At 37.6% G+C, this 24,396-nt stretch carries 21 protein-coding genes; 16 read left to right on the forward strand and 5 right to left on the reverse strand.

Annotated features, from left to right (window positions below):
• The first annotated feature begins 58 nt into the window (after window positions 1-58).
• The 4 genes from LG377_RS04850 to LG377_RS04865 all read left to right on the forward strand — a co-directional run bounded on the left by LG377_RS04850 (window position 59) and on the right by LG377_RS04865 (window position 3,488).
• On the forward strand, window positions 59-544 hold the full coding sequence (locus tag LG377_RS04850; protein ID WP_225744630.1) for a mannose/fructose/sorbose PTS transporter subunit IIB: 486 nt from the start codon (window positions 59-61) through the stop codon (window positions 542-544).
• Window positions 545-714: 170 nt separating this feature from the next.
• Window positions 715-1,698, forward strand: a complete 984-nt coding sequence (locus LG377_RS04855; RefSeq protein WP_225743557.1) for a mannose/fructose/sorbose PTS transporter subunit IIB — start codon at window positions 715-717, stop codon at window positions 1,696-1,698.
• 19 nt (window positions 1,699-1,717) lie between these two features.
• Window positions 1,718-2,515 carry a mannose/fructose/sorbose family PTS transporter subunit IIC gene (locus LG377_RS04860; protein WP_225743558.1) on the forward strand — a complete coding sequence of 266 codons (798 nt, stop codon included), beginning with the start codon at window positions 1,718-1,720 and terminating at the stop codon, window positions 2,513-2,515.
• Between the two features lie 19 nt (window positions 2,516-2,534).
• On the forward strand, window positions 2,535-3,488 hold the full coding sequence (locus tag LG377_RS04865) for a PTS system mannose/fructose/sorbose family transporter subunit IID (RefSeq protein ID WP_225743559.1): 954 nt from the start codon (window positions 2,535-2,537) through the stop codon (window positions 3,486-3,488).
• 61 nt (window positions 3,489-3,549) lie between these two features.
• Here LG377_RS04865 and rpoN read toward each other — a convergent pair whose 3' ends face one another.
• On the reverse strand, window positions 3,550-4,878 hold the full coding sequence (gene rpoN, locus LG377_RS04870) for an RNA polymerase factor sigma-54 (RefSeq protein WP_225743560.1): 1,329 nt from the start codon (window positions 4,876-4,878) through the stop codon (window positions 3,550-3,552).
• Between the two features lie 109 nt (window positions 4,879-4,987).
• Window positions 4,988-6,451 (reverse strand): PTS transporter subunit EIIC, encoded by a 1,464-nt coding sequence (locus tag LG377_RS04875; RefSeq protein WP_225743561.1) that lies wholly within the window; start codon window positions 6,449-6,451, stop codon window positions 4,988-4,990.
• A 244-nt stretch (window positions 6,452-6,695) separates the two neighbouring features.
• On the opposite strand from LG377_RS04875, the gene LG377_RS04880 reads away from it, so the two are divergent.
• Window positions 6,696-8,393, forward strand: a complete 1,698-nt coding sequence (locus tag LG377_RS04880) for a M3 family oligoendopeptidase (protein ID WP_225743562.1) — start codon at window positions 6,696-6,698, stop codon at window positions 8,391-8,393.
• Window positions 8,394-8,446: 53 nt separating this feature from the next.
• Here the strand turns inward: LG377_RS04880 and LG377_RS04885 are convergent, their stop codons facing one another.
• Both LG377_RS04885 and LG377_RS04890 read right to left on the reverse strand, forming a co-directional pair.
• A complete protein-coding gene (locus LG377_RS04885) occupies window positions 8,447-9,487 on the reverse strand; it encodes a GNAT family N-acetyltransferase (RefSeq protein ID WP_225743563.1) in 1,041 nt (346 codons plus the stop codon).
• Between the two features lie 3 nt (window positions 9,488-9,490).
• On the reverse strand, window positions 9,491-10,255 hold the full coding sequence (locus LG377_RS04890; RefSeq protein WP_225743564.1) for a GNAT family N-acetyltransferase: 765 nt from the start codon (window positions 10,253-10,255) through the stop codon (window positions 9,491-9,493).
• A gap of 518 nt (window positions 10,256-10,773) precedes the next feature.
• On the opposite strand from LG377_RS04890, the gene LG377_RS04895 reads away from it, so the two are divergent.
• From LG377_RS04895 to LG377_RS04920, 6 genes are all read left to right on the forward strand, one after another.
• Window positions 10,774-12,084 (forward strand): ABC transporter substrate-binding protein, encoded by a 1,311-nt coding sequence (locus tag LG377_RS04895; protein WP_225743565.1) that lies wholly within the window; start codon window positions 10,774-10,776, stop codon window positions 12,082-12,084.
• 5 nt (window positions 12,085-12,089) lie between these two features.
• Window positions 12,090-12,956 (forward strand): carbohydrate ABC transporter permease, encoded by an 867-nt coding sequence (locus LG377_RS04900; protein ID WP_225743566.1) that lies wholly within the window; start codon window positions 12,090-12,092, stop codon window positions 12,954-12,956.
• Window positions 12,956-13,780 (forward strand): carbohydrate ABC transporter permease, encoded by an 825-nt coding sequence (locus LG377_RS04905; RefSeq protein ID WP_225743567.1) that lies wholly within the window; start codon window positions 12,956-12,958, stop codon window positions 13,778-13,780. Before LG377_RS04900 ends, LG377_RS04905 begins: the two co-directional genes overlap by 1 nt.
• A 351-nt stretch (window positions 13,781-14,131) precedes the next feature.
• A complete protein-coding gene (locus tag LG377_RS04910; RefSeq protein WP_225743568.1) occupies window positions 14,132-15,604 on the forward strand; it encodes a M23 family metallopeptidase in 1,473 nt (490 codons plus the stop codon).
• A 138-nt stretch (window positions 15,605-15,742) separates the two neighbouring features.
• Window positions 15,743-16,501, forward strand: coding sequence for an RNA methyltransferase (locus LG377_RS04915; protein ID WP_225743569.1), 759 nt, complete (start codon window positions 15,743-15,745; stop codon window positions 16,499-16,501).
• 214 nt (window positions 16,502-16,715) lie between these two features.
• Complete coding sequence (locus tag LG377_RS04920) at window positions 16,716-17,240, forward strand: HD domain-containing protein (protein WP_225743570.1); 525 nt, start codon at window positions 16,716-16,718, stop codon at window positions 17,238-17,240.
• A 170-nt stretch (window positions 17,241-17,410) separates the two neighbouring features.
• Here the strand turns inward: LG377_RS04920 and LG377_RS04925 are convergent, their stop codons facing one another.
• Entirely contained in the window at window positions 17,411-17,833 is a 423-nt protein-coding gene (locus LG377_RS04925) for a hypothetical protein (protein ID WP_225743571.1), read from the reverse strand.
• 369 nt (window positions 17,834-18,202) lie between these two features.
• On the opposite strand from LG377_RS04925, the gene mgtE reads away from it, so the two are divergent.
• The 5 genes from mgtE (at window position 18,203) to LG377_RS04950 (ending at window position 24,394) form a co-directional block, all read left to right on the forward strand.
• Window positions 18,203-19,567, forward strand: coding sequence for a magnesium transporter (gene mgtE, locus LG377_RS04930; protein WP_225743572.1), 1,365 nt, complete (start codon window positions 18,203-18,205; stop codon window positions 19,565-19,567).
• A gap of 123 nt (window positions 19,568-19,690) precedes the next feature.
• Window positions 19,691-20,035, forward strand: a complete 345-nt coding sequence (locus tag LG377_RS04935) for a helix-turn-helix domain-containing protein (RefSeq protein WP_305067563.1) — start codon at window positions 19,691-19,693, stop codon at window positions 20,033-20,035.
• A gap of 339 nt (window positions 20,036-20,374) precedes the next feature.
• Window positions 20,375-21,421 (forward strand): phenylalanine--tRNA ligase subunit alpha, encoded by a 1,047-nt coding sequence (gene pheS, locus LG377_RS04940; RefSeq protein ID WP_225743574.1) that lies wholly within the window; start codon window positions 20,375-20,377, stop codon window positions 21,419-21,421.
• A 6-nt stretch (window positions 21,422-21,427) separates the two neighbouring features.
• Window positions 21,428-23,845 (forward strand): phenylalanine--tRNA ligase subunit beta, encoded by a 2,418-nt coding sequence (pheT, locus tag LG377_RS04945; protein WP_225743575.1) that lies wholly within the window; start codon window positions 21,428-21,430, stop codon window positions 23,843-23,845.
• Between the two features lie 282 nt (window positions 23,846-24,127).
• Window positions 24,128-24,394, forward strand: coding sequence for a cell division protein ZapA (locus LG377_RS04950; RefSeq protein WP_225743576.1), 267 nt, complete (start codon window positions 24,128-24,130; stop codon window positions 24,392-24,394).
• Window positions 24,395-24,396 lie beyond the last annotated feature (2 nt).

Raw genomic sequence — 24,396 nt, forward strand, 5'->3', positions numbered from 1 at the left:
AAGTGACAAACTGAAAGGAGGATGCCATCAGATCGAAAATGGAGGGTGAAATTGCATGATGGATGTCAGATTAGCCCGAATCGATGATCGGTTGGTTCATGGACAAGTTGTAACTACCTGGACCAGAATAACAGGTATCAGCAGAATTCTTGTCGTCAGCGACGAAGTGGCTAGTAGTGAGTTGAGAAAGTTTCTTCTCAAACAAGCCGCACCACCTGAAGTGAAAACGAATGTTATGACAGTTGAAAAGCTCATCGAAGTATCGGATCATATCTTATTAGAAAATGTAAAAGTGATGCTCTTATTTACAAATCCGACAGATGTAGCAAAATTAGTTAAAGCTGGCATCAATCTTGACACAGTCAATATTGGTGGAATGAAGTTTTCACAAGGCAAGAAGATGATTACCAACTTTATCTCAGTTGACGATCAGGATATTGAAGCGTTCAAGTTTTTGAATCTGCAAGGAATTGAGCTGGAAATCAGAAAAGTTCCTAGTGATCGTAAACAGAATTTAATTGAAGTTCTGAAGAAAGTAGATTGACCTTGTTTCACAATCCGAATTCTCAAGGCACTAGAGAAGACAGTATTATAGTGTATAAACCGTGTTCAAAATATAAAAGTGGATTTGTATTGATCGGTTTAATCGATTGATCAATGAAACTAAAAAATATATAGCGGAACTACCAATCGCTATAGGTAGGAGGGAACTCAATGGTAGGAATAATCCTAGCAAGCCATGGAGAGTTTGCAGAAGGAATATTGCAATCTGGATCAATGATCATCGGAGAACAAGAAAACGTAGCAGCTGTTACGCTTATGCCGAGTGAAGGACCAGACGATATTCGTAGAAAAATGGAAAAAGCAATTGCTTCATTTGATACAGACGAAATTTTGTTTATCGTCGATTTATGGGGAGGTACGCCATTCAATCAGGCGAACACTTTATTCGAAGGTAACAAAGAAAAATGGGCAATCGTGGCCGGTATGAATTTACCAATGGTCATCGAAGCGTATACGTCTAGATTCTCAATGGAGTCAGCGCACGAAATTGCTTCAGCAATTATCGGTGTTGCACAAGATAGCGTAAAAGTTAGACCGGAAGAATTGCAACCAGCAACAACAGGTGCAAGTGCAGCTGGAAACAGTGAACCAAATCAAGCTCTTCCTGAAGGTACAGTTGTAGGAGACGGTAAAATCAAGATTGGACTTGCACGTATTGACTCACGTCTATTACACGGACAAGTTGCAACAGCTTGGTCAAAAGATGTCAACCCAACTCGTATCATAGTAGTTTCTGATAACGTAGCAAAAGATGATTTGAGAAGATCTCTGATCACTCAAGCTGCACCACCCGGTGTAAAAGCAAACGTTGTCCCAGTAGACAAAATGATTGAAGTCTTCAAAGATCCAAGATTTGGTAAAACAAAAGCATTGTTATTATTTGAAAATCCAACAGATGTTGTAAGAGTTGTTGAAGGTGGCGTAGAGCTTGAAGAAGTAAACGTTGGTTCAATGGCGCATTCTGAAGGTAAAGTTATGATCAACAATGTACTTTCAGTAGACCAAAAAGATGTCGATGCTTTCGAAACACTGAAAAAACATGGCGTTAAATTCGACGTACGTAAAGTACCGGCTGATCAACGCAAAAACATGTGGGACTTACTGAAAAAATCTAACATGACAAGAACAGTATAAAACAAGGAGGTTATCAATTATGGGAATTATTTCTATAGTATTAGTATTATTAATCGCATTTATTGCCGGAGTGGAAGGGATCTTAGATGAATTCCAATTCCACCAGCCAATCGTAGCATGTACGCTAGTTGGATTAGCAACAGGTCAGCCTGGTGCGGGATTATTATTAGGTGGATCATTACAACTAATAGCTTTAGGTTGGATGAACATCGGAGCAGCAGTTGCTCCAGATGCTGCATTAGCGTCTATTGCTTCAGCTATTTTAGTTACTATGCGTGGCGCTAGTGTTTCTGAAGGTATTGCTTTGGCTATTCCTTTAGCAATTGCTGGACAAGTTTTAACTATTTTTGTTCGTACAGCTACTGTTGCAATCGCACACGGTGCAGACAGAAAAGCTACAGAAGGTTCATTTAGAGCCGTTGAACTGTATCACTTAGGTGCTTTAATTTTACAAGGATTACGTATTGCGATTCCAGCAGCATTGATTCTTTCAGTTCCAGCGCAATTAGTTACTGGAACTCTTCAATCTATTCCAGATTGGTTGACAGGTGGTATGGCTGTCGGTGGTGGATTCATCGTTGCCGTAGGTTACGCAATGGTTATCAATATGATGGCTACTCCAAAACTTTGGTTATTCTTCGCACTTGGATTTGCTCTTTCTGCTGTTGCAGAATTAAATCTAATCGCAATGGGTATCATCGGAGTCGTATTAGCATTGCTTTACATCCAATTCGCTCCTGAATTTAATCAAGGCGGCGGTGGTGGTGGAAACTCCGGTAGCGGAGATCCACTCGATGATATCTTGAACGACTACTAGAAAAGGAGCGTTGAAAAAAATGGCAGATAACAATATTGAAAACAATAAATTTAAATTAACGAAAAAAGACCGTATGCACGTAGCCTGGAGAAGTCAATTCCTCCAAGCTTCTTGGAACTTCGAACGTATGCAAAATATCGGTTGGGCATACGCTATGATTCCAGCACTTAAAAAATTGTATTCTTCAAAAGAAGACAGAGCTCAAGCACTGAAGCGTCACTTGGAATTCTTTAACACTCATCCATACGTAGCTTCTCCAATCATTGGGGTTACGTTGACTCTTGAAGAAGAAAAAGCTGCAGGTAGAGATATCGATAACGCAGCGATTCAAGGAGTTAAAATCGGAATGATGGGACCTCTTGCAGGTGTTGGAGATCCGATATTCTGGGGTACTTTACGTCCAGTACTTGGAGCATTTGCAGCTTCATTAGCGCTAGGCGGAAGCTGGTTAGGTCCACTAATCTTCTTTATCGCTTGGAATGTTATCCGTATGGCTTTCTTGTGGTATACACAAGAGTTAGGATACGTACAAGGTGGTAATATCACTGAAAACTTAAGTGGTGGATTGATGCAGAAATTAACTCAAGGTGCTTCAGTTCTGGGGATGTTTATCATGGGTGTATTGGTTCCTAGATGGACAAACATGAACTTCCCGCTACAACTAAGTGAAGTTGAGTTACAACCATCTGAATATATTAATTTTAGTGAGTATGCAGATAGAATTAATGAGGGTAGTCTTTCTCCAGATGTTTTAAGAGACTTTGCTGAAAACATTCGTGGTGGTTTAAGTACTGCACCTGTTGATGTTACAACTCTTCAAGATACATTAGATCAATTACTACCTGGTATCGCACCATTACTATTGACCCTTGGTTGTGTGTGGTTACTTCGTAGAAAAGTTAGCCCGATTACAATTATCTTCGGACTATTTGCAATTGGTATCGTAGGTTATATCTTCGGAATCTTTGGATAATCGAACTCAACAAAAATAAAAGTGATGTCAATTTCCCTTTTGGGAATTGACATCACTTTTTTTAATCAAACCGTTTGCGTTTAGAAGAAGCCGGAATATTGAGTTGTTTACGGTACTTTGTAACAGCTCTTCTGGAAATTGTTATATTTTCTTTAGAAAGCATATCGACGATTTTTTGATCAGACAATGGTTTTTCTTTGTTTTCTTCAGAAATTAAAGCCAAAAGTTTTTGCTGAATCGAATGAGTGGAAAGTGAGTCAAATCCTTCATTTTGCAACTTTCTAGATAGAAAGAACTTAAATTCGTATGTTCCAAAGTCAGTCTGGATATACTTTCCATTGATCGTTCTGCTGATTGTAGATTCATGTAAATTCAATTCTTCAGCCAGTTCGCTGAGCTGAAGAGACTGAAGGGCACTCGTTTTATCGAAAAAGAACGCTTTTTGTCGGTTTACGATTGCAGTACCAACACGCAAAATGGTTTCATTTCGCTGTTCCAAACTATCTTGCAGATTCTGATACTCTTGTCTTTTATCTTTGATATAAGAGTGGACTTCTTTATCGTTATGATTATTTAGTCCGGCTACGTAGTCTTGATCAAAAGATAAGACAGGTGTATTTAGCTTTGCTTCTTTGATGATTAGATTTTGATTTTCTATCTGAACAATCAAGTCTGGTCTGATGGTGGTATCCAGGTTACTTTGAAACTGCTCACCGGGAGAAGGATCTAATCGTTTAATATAATCGAAAACAGATTGGACTTCTTGGAGAGAAATTCTATATCTATCTGCAATCAATTTCCATCTGCGGTCAACTAAATCCTGAAAAGATTCTTCTAGAATGATATAGGCTGTTTCTGGAGCAGTGTTATCACGTTCAGTTTGTAACATCAAAGATTCCTGAAGAGAACGAGCAGCGATTCCGGCTGGTTCAAGTTGTTGGAGTAAAACCAATGCATCTAGCAATAATGTTTTATCGGCTTTTGTTTCCTCGACGGCTTCTTCAATCGATTTTGTAGAGTATCCTTTTTGATCTAACTGATTGATCCACCAGAAAATCATTTCTCGAATCAATGTATCTCTATAAGTGAGTAAAACTTGTTCTATTAGGTGATCTCTTAAACTTTTACGGTCATCAGGTATCCAGCCCATATCGTGATCAATTGGAGCCACTTCAGAGAGAGCGCGAGGGAGCTTGATTTCTATAAATGGATTTTCAAGTGCTTTTGAATTCAAATAAGCGATTAATTCATCTTGATTAAAGTTCAGTACCTGAATTTTCTGTAGTAGGATCGGACTGAGTTGTTGTCGTTGAGATAAGTTGAGATGCTGATTCAAGTCCAATACGTTCACTCCTTTTTTTCCTGCATGAATGATGATCGTTTTGCTCATCGGTCCTTATAGTTTAACACAAATAAGGGCTTACTTTACAGAAGCGCTTAGATTTAAACGCATAAAAACGGCAGTATTCAAGTTGAGAATACTGCCGTTTTGCGAATTTTTATAAAGAAACGACGGAAGGTTCCATTGCTTCTTTTGGAACACCAAAGAAATAAGTTGCAACAAATCCTCCAGCATAAGCTGCCAGTAATCCTAGCACATAAGCCCACCATAGATTGTTCACAATCAATGGAATAAGTGCCACACCACTTGGACCGATGGCACTTGCACCAACACCACCGAACAGCCCAATAACGGCACCACCAATACCTCCGCCAATACAAGCGGTGATAAATGGTTTACCGAGCGGAAGGGTTACAGCGTAAATCAAGGGCTCACCAATTCCAAGAATTCCCACAGGTAAGGCACCTTTGATCATCGTAGTCAGTTGTTTATTTTTACGTGCACGTACGAGTAAAGCAAATGCAGCACCTACCTGACCCGCACCAGCCATTGCCAGTATAGGCAAGAGTTGTGTAGAACCGGTCTGTTCGATCATGGTCACATGAATCGGTGTTAATACTTGATGTAAGCCAAACATAACCATTGGCAAGAATAAGGACCCTAGTACAAAACCAGCGAAAGCACCACCTACGCCTAAAATCCAAGTGATCATTCCAACCAGGTTGATCGATACAAAACCAGCTAGAGGCATAATCAGAAATATTGTAGCTAAACCGACGACGAGAAGAGAAATCGTGGGTGTCACAATAATATCAATTGAATTAGGAACAACTTTACGTAATTGTTTTTCAAGTAAGGAAAGAATCCATACAGCTAAAATAACGCCGATTATACCGCCTTGATTGGCGCTTAAGGGTTCACCAGTGAAGATATTAGGAAGCGGTGCTTCTGGTGTTATTCCTGTCAAGTAAACGACACCACCAATGATACCACCTAACCCTTCTGTAGCTTTAAACACTTTTGCGGCATTGATTCCAACATAAATATTTAAATAAGCGAAAAGACCGCGCTGAATAATACCTGTAACTAATACAAGATTTTCCCAAGCTTCACCAGAAATTGTACCCGCTACTAGTAAATTAGAAAAGACTGAAGCGATTCCGCCAATAATTCCTGCTCCAACAAATGCTGGAATTAAAGGAATAAAGATACTTGCTATGGAACGTAAAACCTTTTTGAGAGGGGTCTGAGGATTGTGTTTATTTTTGTGAGCGGCTTTGTTTTCTGCAGCCAATTGATCAAGGTTGTCTGTATCTTTGGAAAACAGCGCCTGGTCCTCAGAAGGGGTATCTTCTTCTCCAACAGCTATGTTTGCAATGTCCCCCATTTCATTGGCTACTTTAGCAGCTAGTCCAGGGCCTAAAATGATTTGATACGTATCTTCTTCTACAGTCCCAAGTACACCATTAATCTGCTTAACCTTATCGTCGTTCACTTTACTTGGATCTTTTATGTCGATCCTTACTCGGGTCATACAATTGATCAATGAATGCACATTACTTGTGCCGCCAATTTGCTTATAAATTTCTTGAGCAAGTTTTTTCTCATCATGTTTTACCATGATTAACGCCTCCTTGTGTAAATTTTATGTAACGGTTTCTATGACCTTATCGTATCAGATTACTCGAGAAAATCAATAAAAATCCTTTTCACTTTATATATTATTTATATGAAATTTTATTTCATAACAAATCAACGTTAAATAAAGCTGAATGATGAATACAGATAAGAATATTAGGCACCTTAGAAATTCTGACTGTGCTATACTATTTTTGTAAACATATTTTTTATTGGGGGAGAAAAATTTGAAATTCACAGACTATACTTATGAACGACCAAATTTTGAAGACTATAAAGAAAAAGCAAACACAATCATTGACACCATCGCACAGGCAGAAGCACTAGAAAGTGTGATAGAATCAATTCAAAAAATGTCTAAACTAATGTCGACGCTTGAAACGATGATAAACATTGCATCCATTCGTTACTCGATTGATACGAAAGATACTTATTATGAAGAAGAGGATAATTTTTGGAACGAGCATCTACCATTATTCCAAGAAGTCGATACACGTTTCTATAGAGCCGTGACAGAATCTGACTTTTACGAGCAGCTAAAAACACACTTTCCAAAAACCTTTATTCAAAATATGCAATACGAATTAGATGCTTTCGATCCGTCAGCTATTATACTACTTCAAAAAGAAAATCAGCTAAGTAGTGATTATCAGAAACTCATTGCTTCTGCAAATATTGAATATGATGGCAAACAACTGAACCTTACTCAATTTGGACCGTATCTACAGGATACAGATAGAAACATTAGAAAGTCGGCAACTGATGCTCAGTGGAGCTTTTTTGAAGAAAATGAAGCCAAACTTGATGAACTTTATGATCAGTTGGTAAAAGTCAGAGACCAAATTGCGAAGACTTTAGGATTTAAAGATTTTGTTGAGTTGGCTTATGTGAGAATGAAACGATATGACTATAACCGCGATATGGTGGAAGTTTACCGTAAACAAGTACTTGATTATGTTGTACCGGTCACAACGAAACTGGCTCAGAGACAAGCAGAGCGTATCGGAATTTCAGATATGAAACATTATGACACACCCCTTCAATTCTTGGACGGGAATCCCATTCCTCAAGGGGATCCAGATTATATTATTGAACAAGGGAAAAAGATGTATCATGAGTTATCGGAAGAAACGGGTACATTTATCGACTTTATGTTTGACAAAGAACTCGTTAACTTACTTTCCAAAGAAGGAAAAGCCAGTGGTGGGTATTGTACATATATACCTGATTACGATTCACCGTTTATCTTTGCGAATTTTAATGGTACCTCTGGAGATATCGATGTTCTGACTCATGAAGCGGGTCATGCATTCCAAGTATTTGAATCTCGTTGGATCAAACAACCAGAAATCGTCTTTCCAACTTATGAAAGTTGTGAGATTCATTCAATGAGTATGGAGTTTTTCACTTATCCTTGGATGGAACTCTTCTTTAAAGATCAGACAGAGAAGTATAAGTTTGACCATTTGAGTGGAGCACTACGCTTTTTACCGTATGGTGTGTTAGTCGATCACTTCCAGCACGAAGTCTATGAACATCCTGAAATGAGTATAGAAGAAAGAAAAGCAACTTGGAGAAAGCTGGAAAAAGACTATCTACCTGAAAGAGATTTTTCTGACAGTGCCTTTCTTGATAAAGGGACCTTTTGGTATCGTCAAGGACATATCTTTGAATCACCATTTTATTATATCGATTATACGTTAGCTCAAGTTTGTGCACTCCAATTCTGGAAGCGTTCGTTGATAGATCAAGATAAAGATGCCTGGAACGATTACATGGAAATTTGCCGAGTTGGTGGAACGCAAAGTTTCTTAGAAATCATTGAAACAGCTAAGCTTCGCTCACCGTTTGAAGAAGGGTCGTTAAGCGATGTGATCAAAGCGATTGAAGTGGAACTAGATCAAGTAGACGATAAAGCTTTATAAGAAAAAAAGAACGATTCCCTTTTATAAATAGGGAATCGTTCTTTTGGTTTCCTTCAATTTTCAAAATCCATTTCTTTCAAACTATGTTCGATTTCATTTGCTTTTTCAAGTTTTTCATCTAACTCATTTTCCAATTCTTTGAGTTCATTTTCCAAGAATTCAATCGATTGATAAGCTTCTGATAAAGAAACGTCGACGGATTTCGGTTCACTAGTGTTTCTATGCTGTTCACCACTAACGCCATGAAGCATCCAAGGAGAAGGAAGTTCAAAAGGATGATTATTAGGAAGTAACTCGGCTTCAGTTTCTGTTAAATCTATCCAGACAGTGGTTTCTGAATTCTCTAGAAGTGCTTTTGAATAATAGGATTGAACCGTATTCCATAAGGGTTTTTGCTGAGTGAAATCATCCCACGGATAAGTGACGTGTAGGTAATGTCCCCCTTTATCTTCTTCCCACAAAATAACGTAACGGGTTTGGTCGTCATTTTCATAGAAATCCCACTTTTCTAGTAATTCTTTACTGAAGAGTTTTTCTGAAGCAGGGAAGGGATAATAGGCTTCGAAAGGAAAGACCTTTTTAGAAAAAGAATCACTTAAATATGTCTGAGCCAACCAATTCTGCTTGCGGCCAAGATCAGTCAACTTAGTCCAAACGGTCGAATCTTCGTCGGATAACAAAGGAGAAAGGTCTGTGGTCTGTGCAGCGTATAAAGTAGTAACATGAGGAAGGCCAATTTTACTTAAAACTTTTTGGGCCGGTAGATTGTGCTTTTCTGTGTTTGCGCCAACGAATGCTACTTCAGGTAATTGAAGAGACAACGCCTTAACGTACTCAAGAATTTCAGTAGCATAATTTTTCCCTCGGTAACGAACATCACTTCTTAATCGTCCGAGCATAATAAAATGATTCGCAAAGACTGAGTACCCCGCAGTGCTGACTAACTGTTCGTCTACAAATAACCCAAAGAGTCTATTATCTCCATCTGTAAGGCTAGGATATACTGCAAGCATATAATCATCATCTAATCCAGTTTGCATAGATTTATATTGGTCATAATCAAATTTGTTTAATTGTCTAATTTCTTTGTTCAACAACTACTCCTCCTGGCCTCCTAAAATTTTTTGGGCAGCTAATTGATACCCAGTGAATGCATAGCCTTGTTTCAAATACATTTCCCGTGGGGTATCATCCGCATCTGCTACGAGTATAACTTGTTTTTTCTTTTCTTTAGCTATTGTCATGACAGCAGTCTGCAATGAAGCTGCAACACCTATATTTCTGAAGTTCTCAGATACATAAAGATCATCTATCTCAATGGTTTCTTGCCCAATAAGTGCGATAAGAGATCCAACGGGAGTACCATTGATATAGGCAATGAGTGGACAGATAAAATCGGCTTCTATAATAGATGTATAGAGATCTTGCTTCATATCCGCAAATAAAGAACCGTAAGTTAAATCTTGAGGATAATTCAATTGCTTGAAGTCCGCTAATTCTTGTTCAGAAACAGGTGAAACCTGTATATTCGCAGGAACTTTAATGGAGAACTGATCAGGATCGATTTGAAATAACTCAAGCATTTCAATCTGATAGCCTGATTCTTCAAAATAAGCAACAATTTCAGGGGTGAACCCTTTGTCTTGCGGCCAATAAAATTTAAGATGTTCTAGTTCTTCTTCTTCATGAAAAGCAAGCTGCATGTTTTCAATCAGCTCAAATTCAGCAAGCGTCGGTTGATACTTTAGAATGAAAAAGTTTGAATCGTATCTATATGGAAGATACTCGTTAAAGTATTGCTGAAAGAATTCGTTTTCGTCGATCAAGTTGCTGTATCGATAAACATGATCAAAAGTAATCAAACCCTGTCACCCTTTCTTATTTTTATAGGAGTCTACTTAATATTTAGAAGTATATTTTTTACTTGAAAAATCGATAGGTTACAAGTTAGTTAGACCTATTCAATTATACTGCAATTTATCCTTCTCATAAAGGGAATCGAAGTAGATTGTATAATCATGATTTATTTTGTGTAAATAATCAAAAATATAACATATATAATATGAGTGCTTTATAATGATTTGACATTTATTCTTTATCATAAATTTATAAATGCATAAAACGTTTGAAAAATAAGATGAATCACTTTTGTATAGATATAATGCACTTTACTAAAAATAAATCTAACCTATTACACTTTACTGGTAAAGGTTGATTTAAAAGCCTTTTGCTAAATAATTTCGTTTATATGAGTCTATCTGTTACTAGTTTTTATAAGTATTATGTTAAAATTAAAAAAGAAAAAAAGATTATCAGAATAAATATACATTAATAGACATTCGTGATAATATTTTTACAATTTTATAAGGGAGTGAATATCATGGAAATGAAGCTAAACAAATCATTGTTCTCACTACTTTCAGTACCACTATTATTGGCCGCTTGCGGAACTGGTGGAACAGAATCGGGTACAAGTGACGAGGGAACTGAGAGTGGCGTCGAAGGTGGAGTTGTAAAACTCGATTTCTTTAATCAGAAACCGGAGATTACTACTCAACTAGAAGAGCTCGCACAGATGTATGAAGAACAAAGTGAGGGTCAAACAGAGGTGACGATTACAACAGTCGGAAGTGGGGAGGGTTCTGCAGCACTACAAGCACGCTTTTCTTCTGGAGAAGAGCCAGCGATGATGATGCTAGGCGGGTTACCTGAAGTTGAGCGTTACAGTGATTCATTGCTAGATGTAACGGATCTAGAAGTTTCTGATACGTTAATCGATGGAACGCTAGAAGGCGGCACAATCGATGGTGTACCTCTTGGTATTCCACTTAACTTAGAAGGATTTGGCTGGATGTATAATCGTGAGATTTTTGAAGAAGCAGGCGTAGATCCTGAGTCTATTCAAAATTATGATGATTTTGCAGCAGCAGTAGAAACACTTGATAGCCAGAAAGAAGCATTAGGAATTGATGCAGTTTTTGGTTTTAGTGGTGGAGAAAATTATATTGCGAATCAATTTTCTGCTAACTTCACAAGTCCTGAATTCAATGAAAGTATTATAGAATCATATGAAGCTACTGAATTGAACTGGGAATATGGAGATCAAATGAAGAAATACACAGATCTCTTCAACGAACATAATGTTCAACCAATCTTGACAGTCGATTATAGTCGTTCTGTCGAAGAATTGTTTGTAAATGATCGAGTTGCGATGGTTCATCAAGGAATTTGGATCGTTCCAACATTAAATGATATCGATCCAGAATTCGCTCAGGAAAAACTAGGCTTACTACCTGTTTATGGTGAAAATGATACAGAAGGTAAAATCATCGCAGGAGCGCCGTTTTATATTGGTGTAAATAAAAATCTGGATGAGGCAGTAGTTGAAGAATCAAAAAACTTCTTGGACTGGATGTATCTGTCTGATGAAGGAAGAGAAATGATTGTTGGGGACTTGGCTTTTGTACCTGCACAAGAAGGATACGAACCGAGCGATATTGCCGATCCTGTTTCAAGCGAATTGTATCAAGCTTTGCTTGATGGAGAAACTGGAGCGATGACACATAAGCAATATCCTGATGGTTGGTTCCAACAAGTCCTATATCCAGAATATCAAAAATATCTGACTGGAGATCAGTCATGGGAAGATTTTGAAAATAATACAGCGGAAGCTTTTAAAGAAATGCGGTGATTTTGATGCAAGGTAAACACAATACAGCTTATTATTGGGCATTCGTATTGCCTTCAATTTTAGCAGTATCAGTTATTATACTGATTCCATTAATTCTTGGAATCGGTACATCTTTAACAAATTCAGATGGATATGTGTCTGAATTTATCGGTCTTCAAAATTATCTGAGATTGATGCAAGATACTCAATTTTTGAATAGTTTATGGTTCACATTAAGATTCTCTTTTGTAGCAGTGATCCTTGTCAATGCAATTGGTCTAGGATTAGCGTTGCTTGTAACTCAAAAGTTGGGAAAATTCAGTACGCTTTTTAGAACGATTTTCTTTATGCCGAATCTAATTGGTGGGATCATCCTTGGATTTATCTGGCAGTTTATTTTTGTCAGAGCGTTTGAAGGAATTGCTACAGCAACTGGGATTTCATTCTTTAGTTCTTGGTTGTCTGATTCTTCAACAGGATTTTGGGGTATGATTATTGTTTTCTTATGGCAAATGAGTGGATACATTATGATCATTTATATTTCGTTTTTGGCAAATATTCCTAAAGAGCTGATTGAAGCCGGATTTATGGATGGGGCAAGTGACTGGAAAGCCTTTTGGAACATTAAATTTCCGATGCTGGCGCCAGCGTTTACTATCAGTTTATTTTTGACTTTAGCGAATGCATTCAAAATATATGATGTTAACTTGGCACTGACCAATGGTGCACCTTATGGGTCAACCGAAATGGTAGCAATGAATATCTACAATACTGCGTTTTATCAGTACCAACAAGGATATGCACAGTCTAAAGCGATTATATTTCTACTTCTTATAGCGGCAATCTCTTTAACACAAATTCTTATTACACGGAGAAAAGAGGTTGATTTATAATGAGTAGCGTGAAAAGACATAAATCCCTAGTTTTATTAATGGGTACGATTTTATCTTTAACTTGGATATACCCGTTTGTTATCATATTCTTTGGGTCATTTAAAAATAGATCTGAGATTTTTACAAATACACTTTGGGTACCAGAAGATGTTGTAACGGATAATTATCCAAGAGCTTATGAAAGTCTGGAATTTGCCAGTAGTTTTTTTAACTCAGTGTTGATTACCACAGTTAGTATTATCATTATCGTGATCTTTTCTTCTATGGCTGCTTATGCACTAGCGAGAAAGAAAAATAAAATGAGTAATGTCATCTACTTTATGTGTGCTTTAACTATGCTGATTCCTTTCCAATCTGTTATGATTCCACTAGTTAGTATGTTCGGACAAGTGGATCTTCTTAACCGTTTTGGACTGGTCATCATGAACTGGGGATTCGCAACGAGCATGTCGATTTTCTTATACTATGGCGCTATGAGATCAATCTCAGTTTCATTAGATGAAGCAGCTTACCTCGATGGAGGGAATCCTTTGCAGATATTCTGGCAAGTGATCTTTCCTATATTAAAGCCGACGACTGTAACAGTGATTATCTTGAATGCCATTAGATTATGGAATGACTTCTTACTACCTTCTCTTGTCATTAATAAAGAGGGTATGCGGACGATACCACTTAGAATGTATTATTTCTTTGGTGAATATACTGTTCAATGGGAGTTAGCGCTAGCAGGTCTAGTGTTAGCGATCATTCCAATCATTATTTTATATATCTTTCTTCAGAAATATATTGTTGAAGGTGTTACAGAAGGCGCGACAAAATCTTAATAAAAGCATACTTGAAAGATGCAGAGCAAATGAAGCTCTGTATCTTTTTTTGTACATAAATTTTTTGAGTCATATTTTGTCAAAATTTGTTCACTGTAAATGAAACAAATGAACATTAAAAGAAGGTTGTTATATTTTTAAAATACCGTCAAATTGGGATTTTGCTCAAAATTTTTGTTCGAATTTCCGTCAAACAATACAATTATGTAACAAATTACAGGTTGATTTGTCATAAGAATAAAATCTTAAAAATTCAAAAACCATGATAGGATTAACTTAGTCAACCAGAGAGAAACAAGTGACCAAGTCACAAGTTAAGAAACTATAAAAAAGAATGTAGGAGTCGTTAAATTGATTAAAAAGAAAGTATTTGCCGTAGTAGCCGCATCATGTCTTAGTTTTCCAGTATTCGCACCCCTTCAAGCATCCGCTCAATCTGATCGTATGGAAGAGCTAGAAAGAGAACAGCGTGAACTGAATGAGAAAAACCACTCTTTAGACGAACAGATTCAGTCAAAAGAGCAGCAAATGAAAAGTTTACAAGAAGAGCGTACTCAACTTGAAGAAGAAGTGAGTGGTCTTCAAAAAAATATCGATGAATTGGTTATGAAGATTGAAGAACAAGAAAAAGATATCCAACGTATTGAAAAAGAAATTGAAGAACTACAAACAGATATCGATAGATTAGAAAAACAAATTGAACAAAGAAATGAACAGTTAGAAAATCAAGCAAGATCAGTACAAACAGAAGGAAATGCCTCTGATATTATCAATATGGTCGTGTCTGCGGAAGATTTTTCTGATTTAATTGGACGTATCGGAATGGTTTCTCAAATCGTATCTGCGAATCAAACAATCATGCAAGCTCAAATAGATGATCAAGAAGCTTTAGAAGCTGCAGAGCAATCAATCGAAAAAGAAAAAGAAGAAGTACAAACAGTAAAAGCTCAACTAGAAGTGGATCGAAACAATTTAGTTGCACAAAGAGTGGAATTAGATGATAAAATCATTCAAGTTGCAGAACGTTTTGATATGTCTGAGGAAGAAAAAGCGTCATTCGTTTCAGAACAAACGATTGTAGCACAACGAACAAGTACATTAAGTGCAGAAATGCAAGAAGAGCAAGAGCGTATTATGGAAGAACAGAGAAGAATTCAAGAAGAAGCGCGTCTTGCTGAAGAGCAACGTCAAAAAGAAGAAGAAGAAGCTTATAGATTAGCAGAAGAAAAGAGAGTTGCAGAAGAAAGAGCAGCTAGTGAACAAGCAGCAGCTAACAAAGCAGCTGAAGAAAAAGCCACAAGTGAAAGAGCCGCAGCTAGAGCTGCAGCAGAAAAACAAAAATCAGAGGTAGCGACTTCTACTTCGAAACCATCACAACCTGAATCAACACCAGCACCATCAACACCAAGTACTCCTGCTCCATCAAAACCGAGCACTGGTGGAGGCTGGACAAGACCGGCTAGTGGGCGTATCTCTTCGCCGTTTGGTTACCGTACACATCCAATCAGTGGAGAACGGAAACTTCACAGAGGAATCGATATTGCCGGTGGTGGACCTATTGTCGCTGCAAAACCTGGTAAGGTTGTTACAGCTTCATACGGCGGTAGCTATGGATACCATGTTAAAATCGATCATGGGGATGGAACGACTTCGCTATACGCACACATGTTAGCAGGTCTTAAAGTGGCACCTGGGCAAACTGTATCTCAAGGACAACAGATTGGTGTCATGGGCTCGACAGGTGGTTCAACAGGCGTTCACCTGCACTTTGAAATTACAGTAAATGGAAACCTTGTTGACCCTCTTTCTTATATTGGAGGATAACTAGGGAATCAGAATCGGAGAGCTGCACTACTAACGTAGGTGTATGCTCTCTTTTTTGTTTAGTTAAAGTATTATTCACTGCTCAATTTGAATTGAATTATGTTAAACTATTCTTTGTAAAAGAGAGAGGACGTTACGATGGAGAAGATTGAATCCACAAAAAACCAAAAAGTCAAAAACTGGAAAAAGCTCTTGACCAGAAAAGGTCGAAATAAAGCGGGTCAATACTTAATTGAAGGGTTTCATTTAATAGAAGAAGCCATTCGTGCAGATGTAATGATTCAATGTTTGATTATCAGAGAAGATGTCATGAACAACGAATGGGTAGGGCGTATAGAATCGGTAGAAGCTTACGAGATATCTTTTGAAGTGGCTTCAGAACTCGCAGATACAGAAACCACACAAGGGATTTTTGCTGTGCTAAATATAGAAGAAGAAAAAACGGAAACCGTTGAGAAACCGTACCTTTTTTTAGATGCCGTTCAAGATCCTGGAAATGTAGGTACGCTTATTCGTTCTGCAGACGCAGCCGGGTTTGGCGGTGTAGTGCTAGGTGAAGGATCGGCAGATTTGTATAATCCTAAAACCTTAAGATCTACCCAAGGTAGTCACTTTCATTTATCCATAATCAATGGAGAACTAGAGCGATGGGTAGAATCTTTTCAAACTAAAGGATATGCAGTTTACGGAACGGCATTGGATGAACGAGCTGTTGACTATTCTAGTGAAAAACAAACACAGCCTTTTGGTTTGATTGTTGGAAACGAAGGAGCCGGTGTACGTTCTGAGTTACTAGAGGTGACAGATAAAAATTTATATATTCCAATTAAAGGGCAAGCGGAATCTTTGAACGTTGCGATTGCTGCTAGCATCTTGATGTTTTCTATATATCAATAAGAGAACTAACTAGATCAGGACAGAATAAGTAATTATAACGGAAATTTGACAATTTCCGTCTATTCGTGATGTAAGCGTTTTTTATCTAACTAAATGCTTTAAATATGATTTCGTTAGGAGTAAGATATGGGACATAAGCAATTAACGATTTAAAAAAGCATTCTATTAAATAAAATGACTATAGATATTAACCGTAACATAAAGGAGACGTTTCATGGAATTTGTTCAGTCTATCTGGGAACAAGATCTAGAATATGTAGCTTTAATCAATGATTTACTTGAAAATGAAGATTTGCTTAAGTTAGAAACTATTACGCATCACCACTATACGACTCGTTTGACACATTCGCTTTTTGTTTCATATGTCAGCTACCGTATAGCTAAAAAAATGAATTTGAATGTAAGGGCAGTTGCTAGAGCAGGACTCTTGCACGATTTTTTCCATGAAGGACGGGAAGAAATCGCAGCTATGGAAATGGGTTCACACAACTGTGTGCATCCTAAAATTGCTGTGGAAAATGCAGCAAAAATCACGCCATTAAGTGAACTTGAAAAAGATATCATCTTAAAGCATATGTTTTTATGCTCAAAAGTTGGATTGCCACGCTACAAAGAGAGTATGATTGTAACTTGCGTAGATAAATACTGTGCAATCAATGAAGTGTCTCAACCATTAAGAGAAAAGACAAAAGCGAAAATGGCGAATCTAATTTCTCGAATACGCCTAGTACACGCTTAAATGAATTAAAAAAGATTCTTTAAGAGGATTTTACCCGCTACTTAATAAGTAGTAAAAAAGCAGGAGTTGGATTGTACACACGTACAAGTTAACTCTTGCTTTTTTGATTGTCTAGTTTTAAGGTCTAATGTGTGAAATGAAGTTGATTTAGATAATTGATAAACGCGATGTTATAACGGGGCGTTGATTAGCAATTCATTTTCAACTAAATCAACCACTTTGAAACGATTATCTTCTTTAATATAAATAGATTTAAACATCTGCTCGTCACCTTCAGTAAATAGAATGACCCTTGTTCCTGGGTTATCTGTAATGAGGTAAGCATCTAGTTGAGAAGGATCAAAAGTATCTTGATCAGCAAATTCTTCATAATCACTTAAATCAGAAATCATCTCAGCATCTTCTAAATCTTCATCATCTACGGGGGCCATTTCTTCTTCAGTCGCAGCGGCATCTGTTACTTGAGTTTCATCGTCTACTGCAGCTTCTTCTTCTTGAGTGAGTGTTGTATCTTCAGTTGCCTCATCTGTATCTCCAGCATTGCAAGCGCCTAGTAAGCTTACACTTAATAATAAACCAATCATCTTTTTCATATAAATGCTCCTCTATTAGAATGATAGTTTAAGTATACAAAACATCTAATTATTCCTCAAAAGATAGGGATTAGGGTACAAAATAGGTTGTCTCTGTTGAAAAATAAAAATGGATACTGTATCGTTAACTTACTAATACCGCCTTGAAATAGACTAAATAATCAGATATGATGAATTGTCGATTGAAAAGATAAGGTTAAAAAGGAATTTCGACTAAAAGTACATGCTAACCGCATGTTTTTTTTGAGCATATCCTAACTAGTAAATTTGGAGGTGAGGCAAATGGATGCCAGTCCCAGTTTTTTATCAATAAGTAAATCAAATCAAAAAAGTGCCTCCAAAGGTATACTCAGTGAAGGATGATAGAAAATGAAATTTATCAAAGATAACAAACAAAAACACTACGAACAAATTTTTTCAGCAGCTAAAAAAGATGATCGTGAACAGTTCAGAGAGCTATTCCTTAAGTTACATGACAGAGACCAGCACGAAATATTCCACTTATTATATCCAGAAAAAAAGCGAAAGATATCTCATTTTTTAGACCCTGAAGAATTCGCTGAGATATTTGAATGGATGGAGACAGAAGATCAAGAAGCTGCTGTCCAGTACCTTCCAGATGAATACATGGCTAATGTATTTAACCATATGGCGGCCGATGATGTAGCGCACTTTTTAAACGAAAGTGACGATACAGATAATCAAGTCTTGCTTTCTATGATGGATGATCGCGAAAGTGAACGCGTACAGGAATTACTGTCTTATGCACCAGAAACTGCTGGGTCAATTATGACCAAGGAGTTTATTAAAATCAATTACAAGTTAACACTAGATCAAGTGATTGAAAAATTGAGAAATATTGGTAAAAAAGCAGAAACGATTTATTACTTGTATGTGGTCGATGAAAAAGAAAGATTGTTAGGGGTTCTGTCACTAAGAGACCTGTTACTGTCTCCTGAAACAGAAACGGTAGAAAACATCATGTTTAGTCAAGTTGTTTCAGTCAAAGTGGATGAGGATCAGGAAAACGTTGCGAGAGTCATTCAAGATTACGATTTACTCGCTTTACCAGTGCTTGCACACAATGGTTCTATGTTGGGTATTGTAACAGTCGATGATATTATGGATGTTTTAGAAGATGAGGTAACAGAGGATTTCAATGACTTTGCAGCGATAAAAAAAGGGACAGACGATAGAAAAATGACGCCATTTAAAACAGCGAAAGCACGAGCACCATGGATAGTCATCCTTTTATTCTTAGGAATGATTACTGGAAGTCTAATCAGTTTCTTCGAAGAGACATTACAGTCCGTTGTATTATTAGCAGCATTTATTCCTATGATCATGGATACAGCCGGTAACGTAGGTACACAAGCATTAGCGGTAGCGGTTCGTAATCTAACAATTGAAGATGATCAAGACAAAGAAAGCTTGTTCCAGACGATTAAAAATGAACTTGGAGCAGGTGTACTAATTGGTATCTTAGCAGCAGTTGTTGTGAGTGGTATTGTGTTCGTTCTTCATGGAAATGGTGTACTAGCTTTAATTATCAGTGCGTCAATGTTACTAACGGTAAGTGTATCTACAGTTATGGGGACCGTTATTCCTGTAATTATTAACAAATTTAAAATTGATCCAGCAGTAGCATCAGGTCCGTTTATTACAACAATTAATGATTCACTGGGATTATTTATCTATTTTTCTATTGCAACGCTTTTCCTTGAGCACTTATAAAGGGCAATAGCTCAAGATTGATCGATGATATGTCAGAAATTCAACTTTTTCTTTGATTTACTTACAAAAAGTTCTTATTGATGATATACTATTGTTGTTTGAAAGTAGAGGTGAACATACATGATTGAAGCAACAGAGAATAAAATCATTTGTCCAAAGTTTGAGCAAACTTTTTCTATACTGGGGAAAAAATGGACTGGACTCATTATTGATGTTTTATTGGATGGACCTCGTCGTTTCAAAGATCTTTCAGAATCGATACCTGATGTAAGTGATCGTGTTCTTGTAGAAAGACTGAAAGAACTTGAACAGGCTGATATCGTGACTAAGAATCTTGATGAAGATTGCGAAATCAAATCTGGATATTGTCTAACGTCAAAGGGCGCAGCTCTTGAAACAGTTATGAGAGAAGTACAAGGCTGGGCTGACGAATGGATCAGTGCTGAGGAATGCCATAAACACCTATAATCGGTTTCAAAACCAACAATATAAATGAAAAGCTATTGTTGAAAAAGAGTAATTCAGTGGATTATCAAGAGAGCGAATGCCGTTGGCTGAGAGCATTCGTATAAAAAACTGAATGAAGTTCACTTTCAACGTTCTAGAGTTCAAGATCTGCGGATTATTTGCTCTGGTTAAAGCGGATTTCGTATGACAGAAGAAATCTCGGTATGCGCCGTTATGCAGAAGTGTAAGACTGGCTTGATCCAGTTTTAAACAAGGGTGGTACCGCGTGTTGACCTCGTCCCTATATTGGGATGGGGTCTTTTTTTGTTCAAAAAACTACATAAACGAAGGAGAGAGATTATGGAATTAAAAGATAGATTATTAGACATTTCAGCAAAAGCAACAGCTGAAATCAGTGCAGTAACAACTATGGAAGAATTAGAAACATTAAGAGTCGCTTATTTAGGGAAAAAAGGTGCGTTAACACAAGTGCTTAAAGGGATGAAAGATTTATCTGCTGAAGAGCGTCCAGTGATTGGACAGCTGGGAAACAAAGTTAGAGACGAGATTACGACGCAACTAACTGAAACAAAAGCGTCTATTGAAAAAGAAGTTTTGAACAAGCGCCTCTCAGAAGAAACACTGGATGTTACTCTTCCAGGTATCAAACCGAAAAAAGGTCAAGCGCATGTCATCACACAAAGTATTGAAGAAATTGAAGATCTTTTCTTAGGAATGGGTTATCAGATCGTTGAAGGAAATGAAGTAGAAGAAGACTATTACAACTTTGAACGTGTCAATCTTCCACAAAATCATCCAGCTCGCGATATGCAAGATACATTCTACATTACAAAGGAAATTTTACTGCGTACGCATACATCTCCGCTTCAGGCTAGAACGCTTGAGCAGCACGACTTCTCAAAAGGACCACTTAAAATGATCAGTCCTGGTAAAGTTTATCGTCGTGATACAGATGATGCAACGCATTCTCATCAATTCCACCAGATTGAAGGTATGGTCATCGATAAGCATATTACGATGGCAGATCTTAAAGGAACACTAGAAGCGCTTGCTAAGAAAATGTTTGGAGAAAATCGTGAAATCAGATTACGCCCTAGTTATTTTCCGTTCACGGAACCTTCTGTAGAAGTCGATGTCAGCTGTTTTAAATGCGGTGGAGAAGGATGTAACGTCTGTAAGCAAACAGGTTGGATTGAGATTCTTGGAGCAGGTATGACACATCCTGAAGTGCTGAGAATGTCTGGTATAGATCCTGAGGTTTACGGTGGATTCGCATTTGGAATGGGACCAGACCGCATCGCGATGCTGAAGTACGGAGTCGATGATATCCGTAATTTTTACTTGAACGACCAGAGATTCTTAGAACAATTTAAGGTGAAGGGATAGGATAAAATGAAAGTATCATATAACTGGCTATCAGATTATTTGAATTTAGAAAATACAACGCCTGAAAAGCTTGCTGACCAGATTACGTTGACTGGTATCGAAGTGGATAGTCTCATCGAAATGGGCAAAGGCTTAAAAAACATTGTAGTTGGAGAAGTGAAATCCATTGAAAAAATGGAAGATTCCGATCACTTAAACATTACACAAGTGGACGTTGGCGAATCAGAACTGTACCAAATCGTTTGTGGGGCTCCTAACGTAGATAAAGACCAGAAAGTCATCGTGGCTCTTCCTGGTGCAAGACTTCCAGGTGATTTCAAAATTAAAAAAAGTAAGTTGAGAGGACACGTTTCGAACGGTATGCTATGTGCGCTTGATGAACTTGGATTTTCAGATTCAGTGATTCCAAAGCATGCAGAAGATGGCTTATATCTTTTACCGGAAACGGCTGTCGTTGGTGAAAGTGCATTAACTTATTTAGGACTTGACGATGTATTGATCGATTTAGATATTACACCGAACAGAGCTGATGCAATGAGTATGCGTGGCGTAGCCTTTGAAGCTGGTGCGATCTTGTCTCAAGTGCCGACTTTTGAAGACATCCATGTATCAGAAGATCCATCGAGTTCGATAGAAGAATGGATCAGTGTTTCTGTTGAAAACCCAGAAGACACACCGTACTATAAATCGCGTATCGTAACGAATCTAACCGTTACCCAAAGTCCGTTATGGTTACAACGTAGACTGATGAGTGCTGGGATACGTCCAATCGATTCGGTCGTTGATGTTACAAACTATATCATGCTGGAATACGGACAACCATTGCATGCTTTTGATTACGATTTATTGGATTCCAAAGCAGTTCATGTAAGAAGAGCGCAAAATGATGAGACAATGACAACACTCGATGGACAAGAAAGAACTTTGACAACTGAGAACTTAGTTGTGACCAATGGAAGTAAACCTGTTGCACTAGCAGGGGTTATGGGCGGTCAAAATACGCACGTAACCGGAACAACTCGTACCGTTCTAATAGAATCAGCAGTTTTTGAATCTTCTTTGATCCGTAAAACGGCCCAATCATTGAATCTTCGAAGTGAGTCGAGTTCAAGATTTGAACGTGGATTGAATCTAGGTACTATTCAAGATGCTTTGGATCATGCAGCTGTTTTAATGGCAGAAATAAGTAAGGGTACAATTATTTCTGGAGTAGCTGGAGCAAACGATCAACAGGCAACTAAAAAAGAAGTTTCTATCACTGTTACAAAAATCAATCATGCACTAGGAACGGCTCTTTCTCTTGAAGAAGTGGCTTCAATCTTTATAAGGTTACAATTTGACTATAGATTGATTGAAGATCAGTTTATTGTAACAGTACCTTTGAGAAGATGGGATATTTCGATTGAAGCAGATCTTCTTGAAGAAGTGGCACGTATTTATGGCTATAACAAGATTCCTTCAACACTACCTGTGATGGAATCTACTCCAGGAGAATTAACGGATAAACAACGTCAAACGCGTCACATACGTAGATTCCTTGAAGGCAGTGGGCTGGCTCAAACAATCAGTTATGCACTAACGACTCCTGAAAAAGCAGCAAGATTTAGTTTGAAACCTTCTAAAACAACAGAATTGGATTGGCCAATGAGTGAAGAACACAAGTCACTAAGACTGAGCTTAATTAGTGGTCTAATTGATAATGCAGCTTACAACTCGGCACGTCAGACTAAAAATAGTGCTTTGTATGAAGTAGGACATGTATTCTACGAAAACCAAGCGTCAGCCTTGCCTATTGAGGAAGAACACGTGGCTGGTCTGATTACAGGATCTTTATCTGAACATACGTGGCAGTCAAAAGCACAGTCTGTTGACTTCTTTACTTTAAAAGGGATTGTAGAAGAATTACTTGAGTCTATTGGATTCAGTGAAAAAATCTCGTTTACAGCTATTAAAACACTAGAAGACTTCCACCCTGGAAGAACAGCTGAAATTTGTATCGGAAATGATGTGGTAGGTGTTATTGGACAAATCCATCCACTCATTGCACAGAAATTTGATTTAGGGGATACTTTTGTATTCGAAATGAGCATTGAAGCACTTGTTGAAGCTGACAAAGACCCCGTTCGTTACCAAACGATTCCAAAATATCCTGGAACTTCTCGTGATATTGCCTTGCTTGTTCAAGATACGGTGACGCACAATCAAGTGATCTCGACAATCGAAGCAAACGGTGGGAAATGGCTGAGAAACATCCAGTTATTTGATCTTTATCAAGGAGAACATATCCAAGAAGGTCAAAAATCCCTAGGATATTCACTATCGTACTTGAATCCTGAAGCAACTTTAAAAGAAGATGAAGTGAACCAAGACTTTGAAAAAGTAAAAGCAGCCCTTGTTCAAGAACTGGATGCTGAGATACGTTAAAAGAAGGTAAGTGTATTCAACTAAGTTCTAAAATAACGCGACCTTTTGCGTTTTGAAAAGAGAACGAATCCTATCAAAGCGATTAGGTAATCCTGATATTCAGGATTACCTGATCGCTTTTTGCCTTCGAATCAGCAATAAAAAGTCCATAATGAGATGAATGAAGTTTAGAAATACCAGGAATATTGAAGCGCCTAAAGAGGTAAATAATAAGCAATTGGTGCAAGTTCTTTTTTTTCATGTTATTATAATAAGGAATTTGTATATCTAGGAGGCAGGTCTATGCCTGAAGAAAAGAGAAGGTTCAAAGCTGAAATTGCTGGCGAAACGTATACGATCGTAGGGCCACGCTCTGAGCAACATATGAAGACTGTTGCTCAGACAGTGGACGAACAAATGAACCAACTGAAAGAAATGACTAAAGGTCTCGATTCAGAGAAGAGAGCTATATTGATGGCAATCAACGCTGTTTCAGATCAACTCGAGATGAAGAAAAAAATAGTGAAACTCGAAGAAAGAATAAATGAATTGGAAAATGAACGCTCATGACA

The organism is Marinilactibacillus sp. Marseille-P9653, assembly GCF_916618885.1.
In the GTDB taxonomy this organism is placed as follows: domain Bacteria; phylum Bacillota; class Bacilli; order Lactobacillales; family Carnobacteriaceae_A; genus Marinilactibacillus.

Excerpts from the sequence above, each read along its gene's own strand:
- LG377_RS04850 (WP_225744630.1), top strand. The coding sequence starts at position 59 with ATGGATGTCAGATTAGCCCGAATCGATGATCGGTTGGTTCATGGACAA.
- LG377_RS04855 (WP_225743557.1), top strand. The coding sequence starts at position 715 with ATGGTAGGAATAATCCTAGCAAGCCATGGAGAGTTTGCAGAAGGAATA.
- LG377_RS04860 (WP_225743558.1), top strand. The coding sequence starts at position 1,718 with ATGGGAATTATTTCTATAGTATTAGTATTATTAATCGCATTTATTGCC.
- LG377_RS04865 (WP_225743559.1), top strand. The coding sequence starts at position 2,535 with ATGGCAGATAACAATATTGAAAACAATAAATTTAAATTAACGAAAAAA.
- rpoN (WP_225743560.1), bottom strand. The coding sequence starts at position 4,878 with ATGAGCAAAACGATCATCATTCATGCAGGAAAAAAAGGAGTGAACGTA.
- LG377_RS04875 (WP_225743561.1), bottom strand. The coding sequence starts at position 6,451 with ATGGTAAAACATGATGAGAAAAAACTTGCTCAAGAAATTTATAAGCAA.
- LG377_RS04895 (WP_225743565.1), top strand. The coding sequence starts at position 10,774 with ATGGAAATGAAGCTAAACAAATCATTGTTCTCACTACTTTCAGTACCA.
- LG377_RS04900 (WP_225743566.1), top strand. The coding sequence starts at position 12,090 with ATGCAAGGTAAACACAATACAGCTTATTATTGGGCATTCGTATTGCCT.
- LG377_RS04905 (WP_225743567.1), top strand. The coding sequence starts at position 12,956 with ATGAGTAGCGTGAAAAGACATAAATCCCTAGTTTTATTAATGGGTACG.
- LG377_RS04915 (WP_225743569.1), top strand. The coding sequence starts at position 15,743 with ATGGAGAAGATTGAATCCACAAAAAACCAAAAAGTCAAAAACTGGAAA.
- LG377_RS04920 (WP_225743570.1), top strand. The coding sequence starts at position 16,716 with ATGGAATTTGTTCAGTCTATCTGGGAACAAGATCTAGAATATGTAGCT.
- LG377_RS04925 (WP_225743571.1), bottom strand. The coding sequence starts at position 17,833 with ATGAAAAAGATGATTGGTTTATTATTAAGTGTAAGCTTACTAGGCGCT.
- mgtE (WP_225743572.1), top strand. The coding sequence starts at position 18,203 with ATGAAATTTATCAAAGATAACAAACAAAAACACTACGAACAAATTTTT.
- pheS (WP_225743574.1), top strand. The coding sequence starts at position 20,375 with ATGGAATTAAAAGATAGATTATTAGACATTTCAGCAAAAGCAACAGCT.
- pheT (WP_225743575.1), top strand. The coding sequence starts at position 21,428 with ATGAAAGTATCATATAACTGGCTATCAGATTATTTGAATTTAGAAAAT.
- LG377_RS04950 (WP_225743576.1), top strand. The coding sequence starts at position 24,128 with ATGCCTGAAGAAAAGAGAAGGTTCAAAGCTGAAATTGCTGGCGAAACG.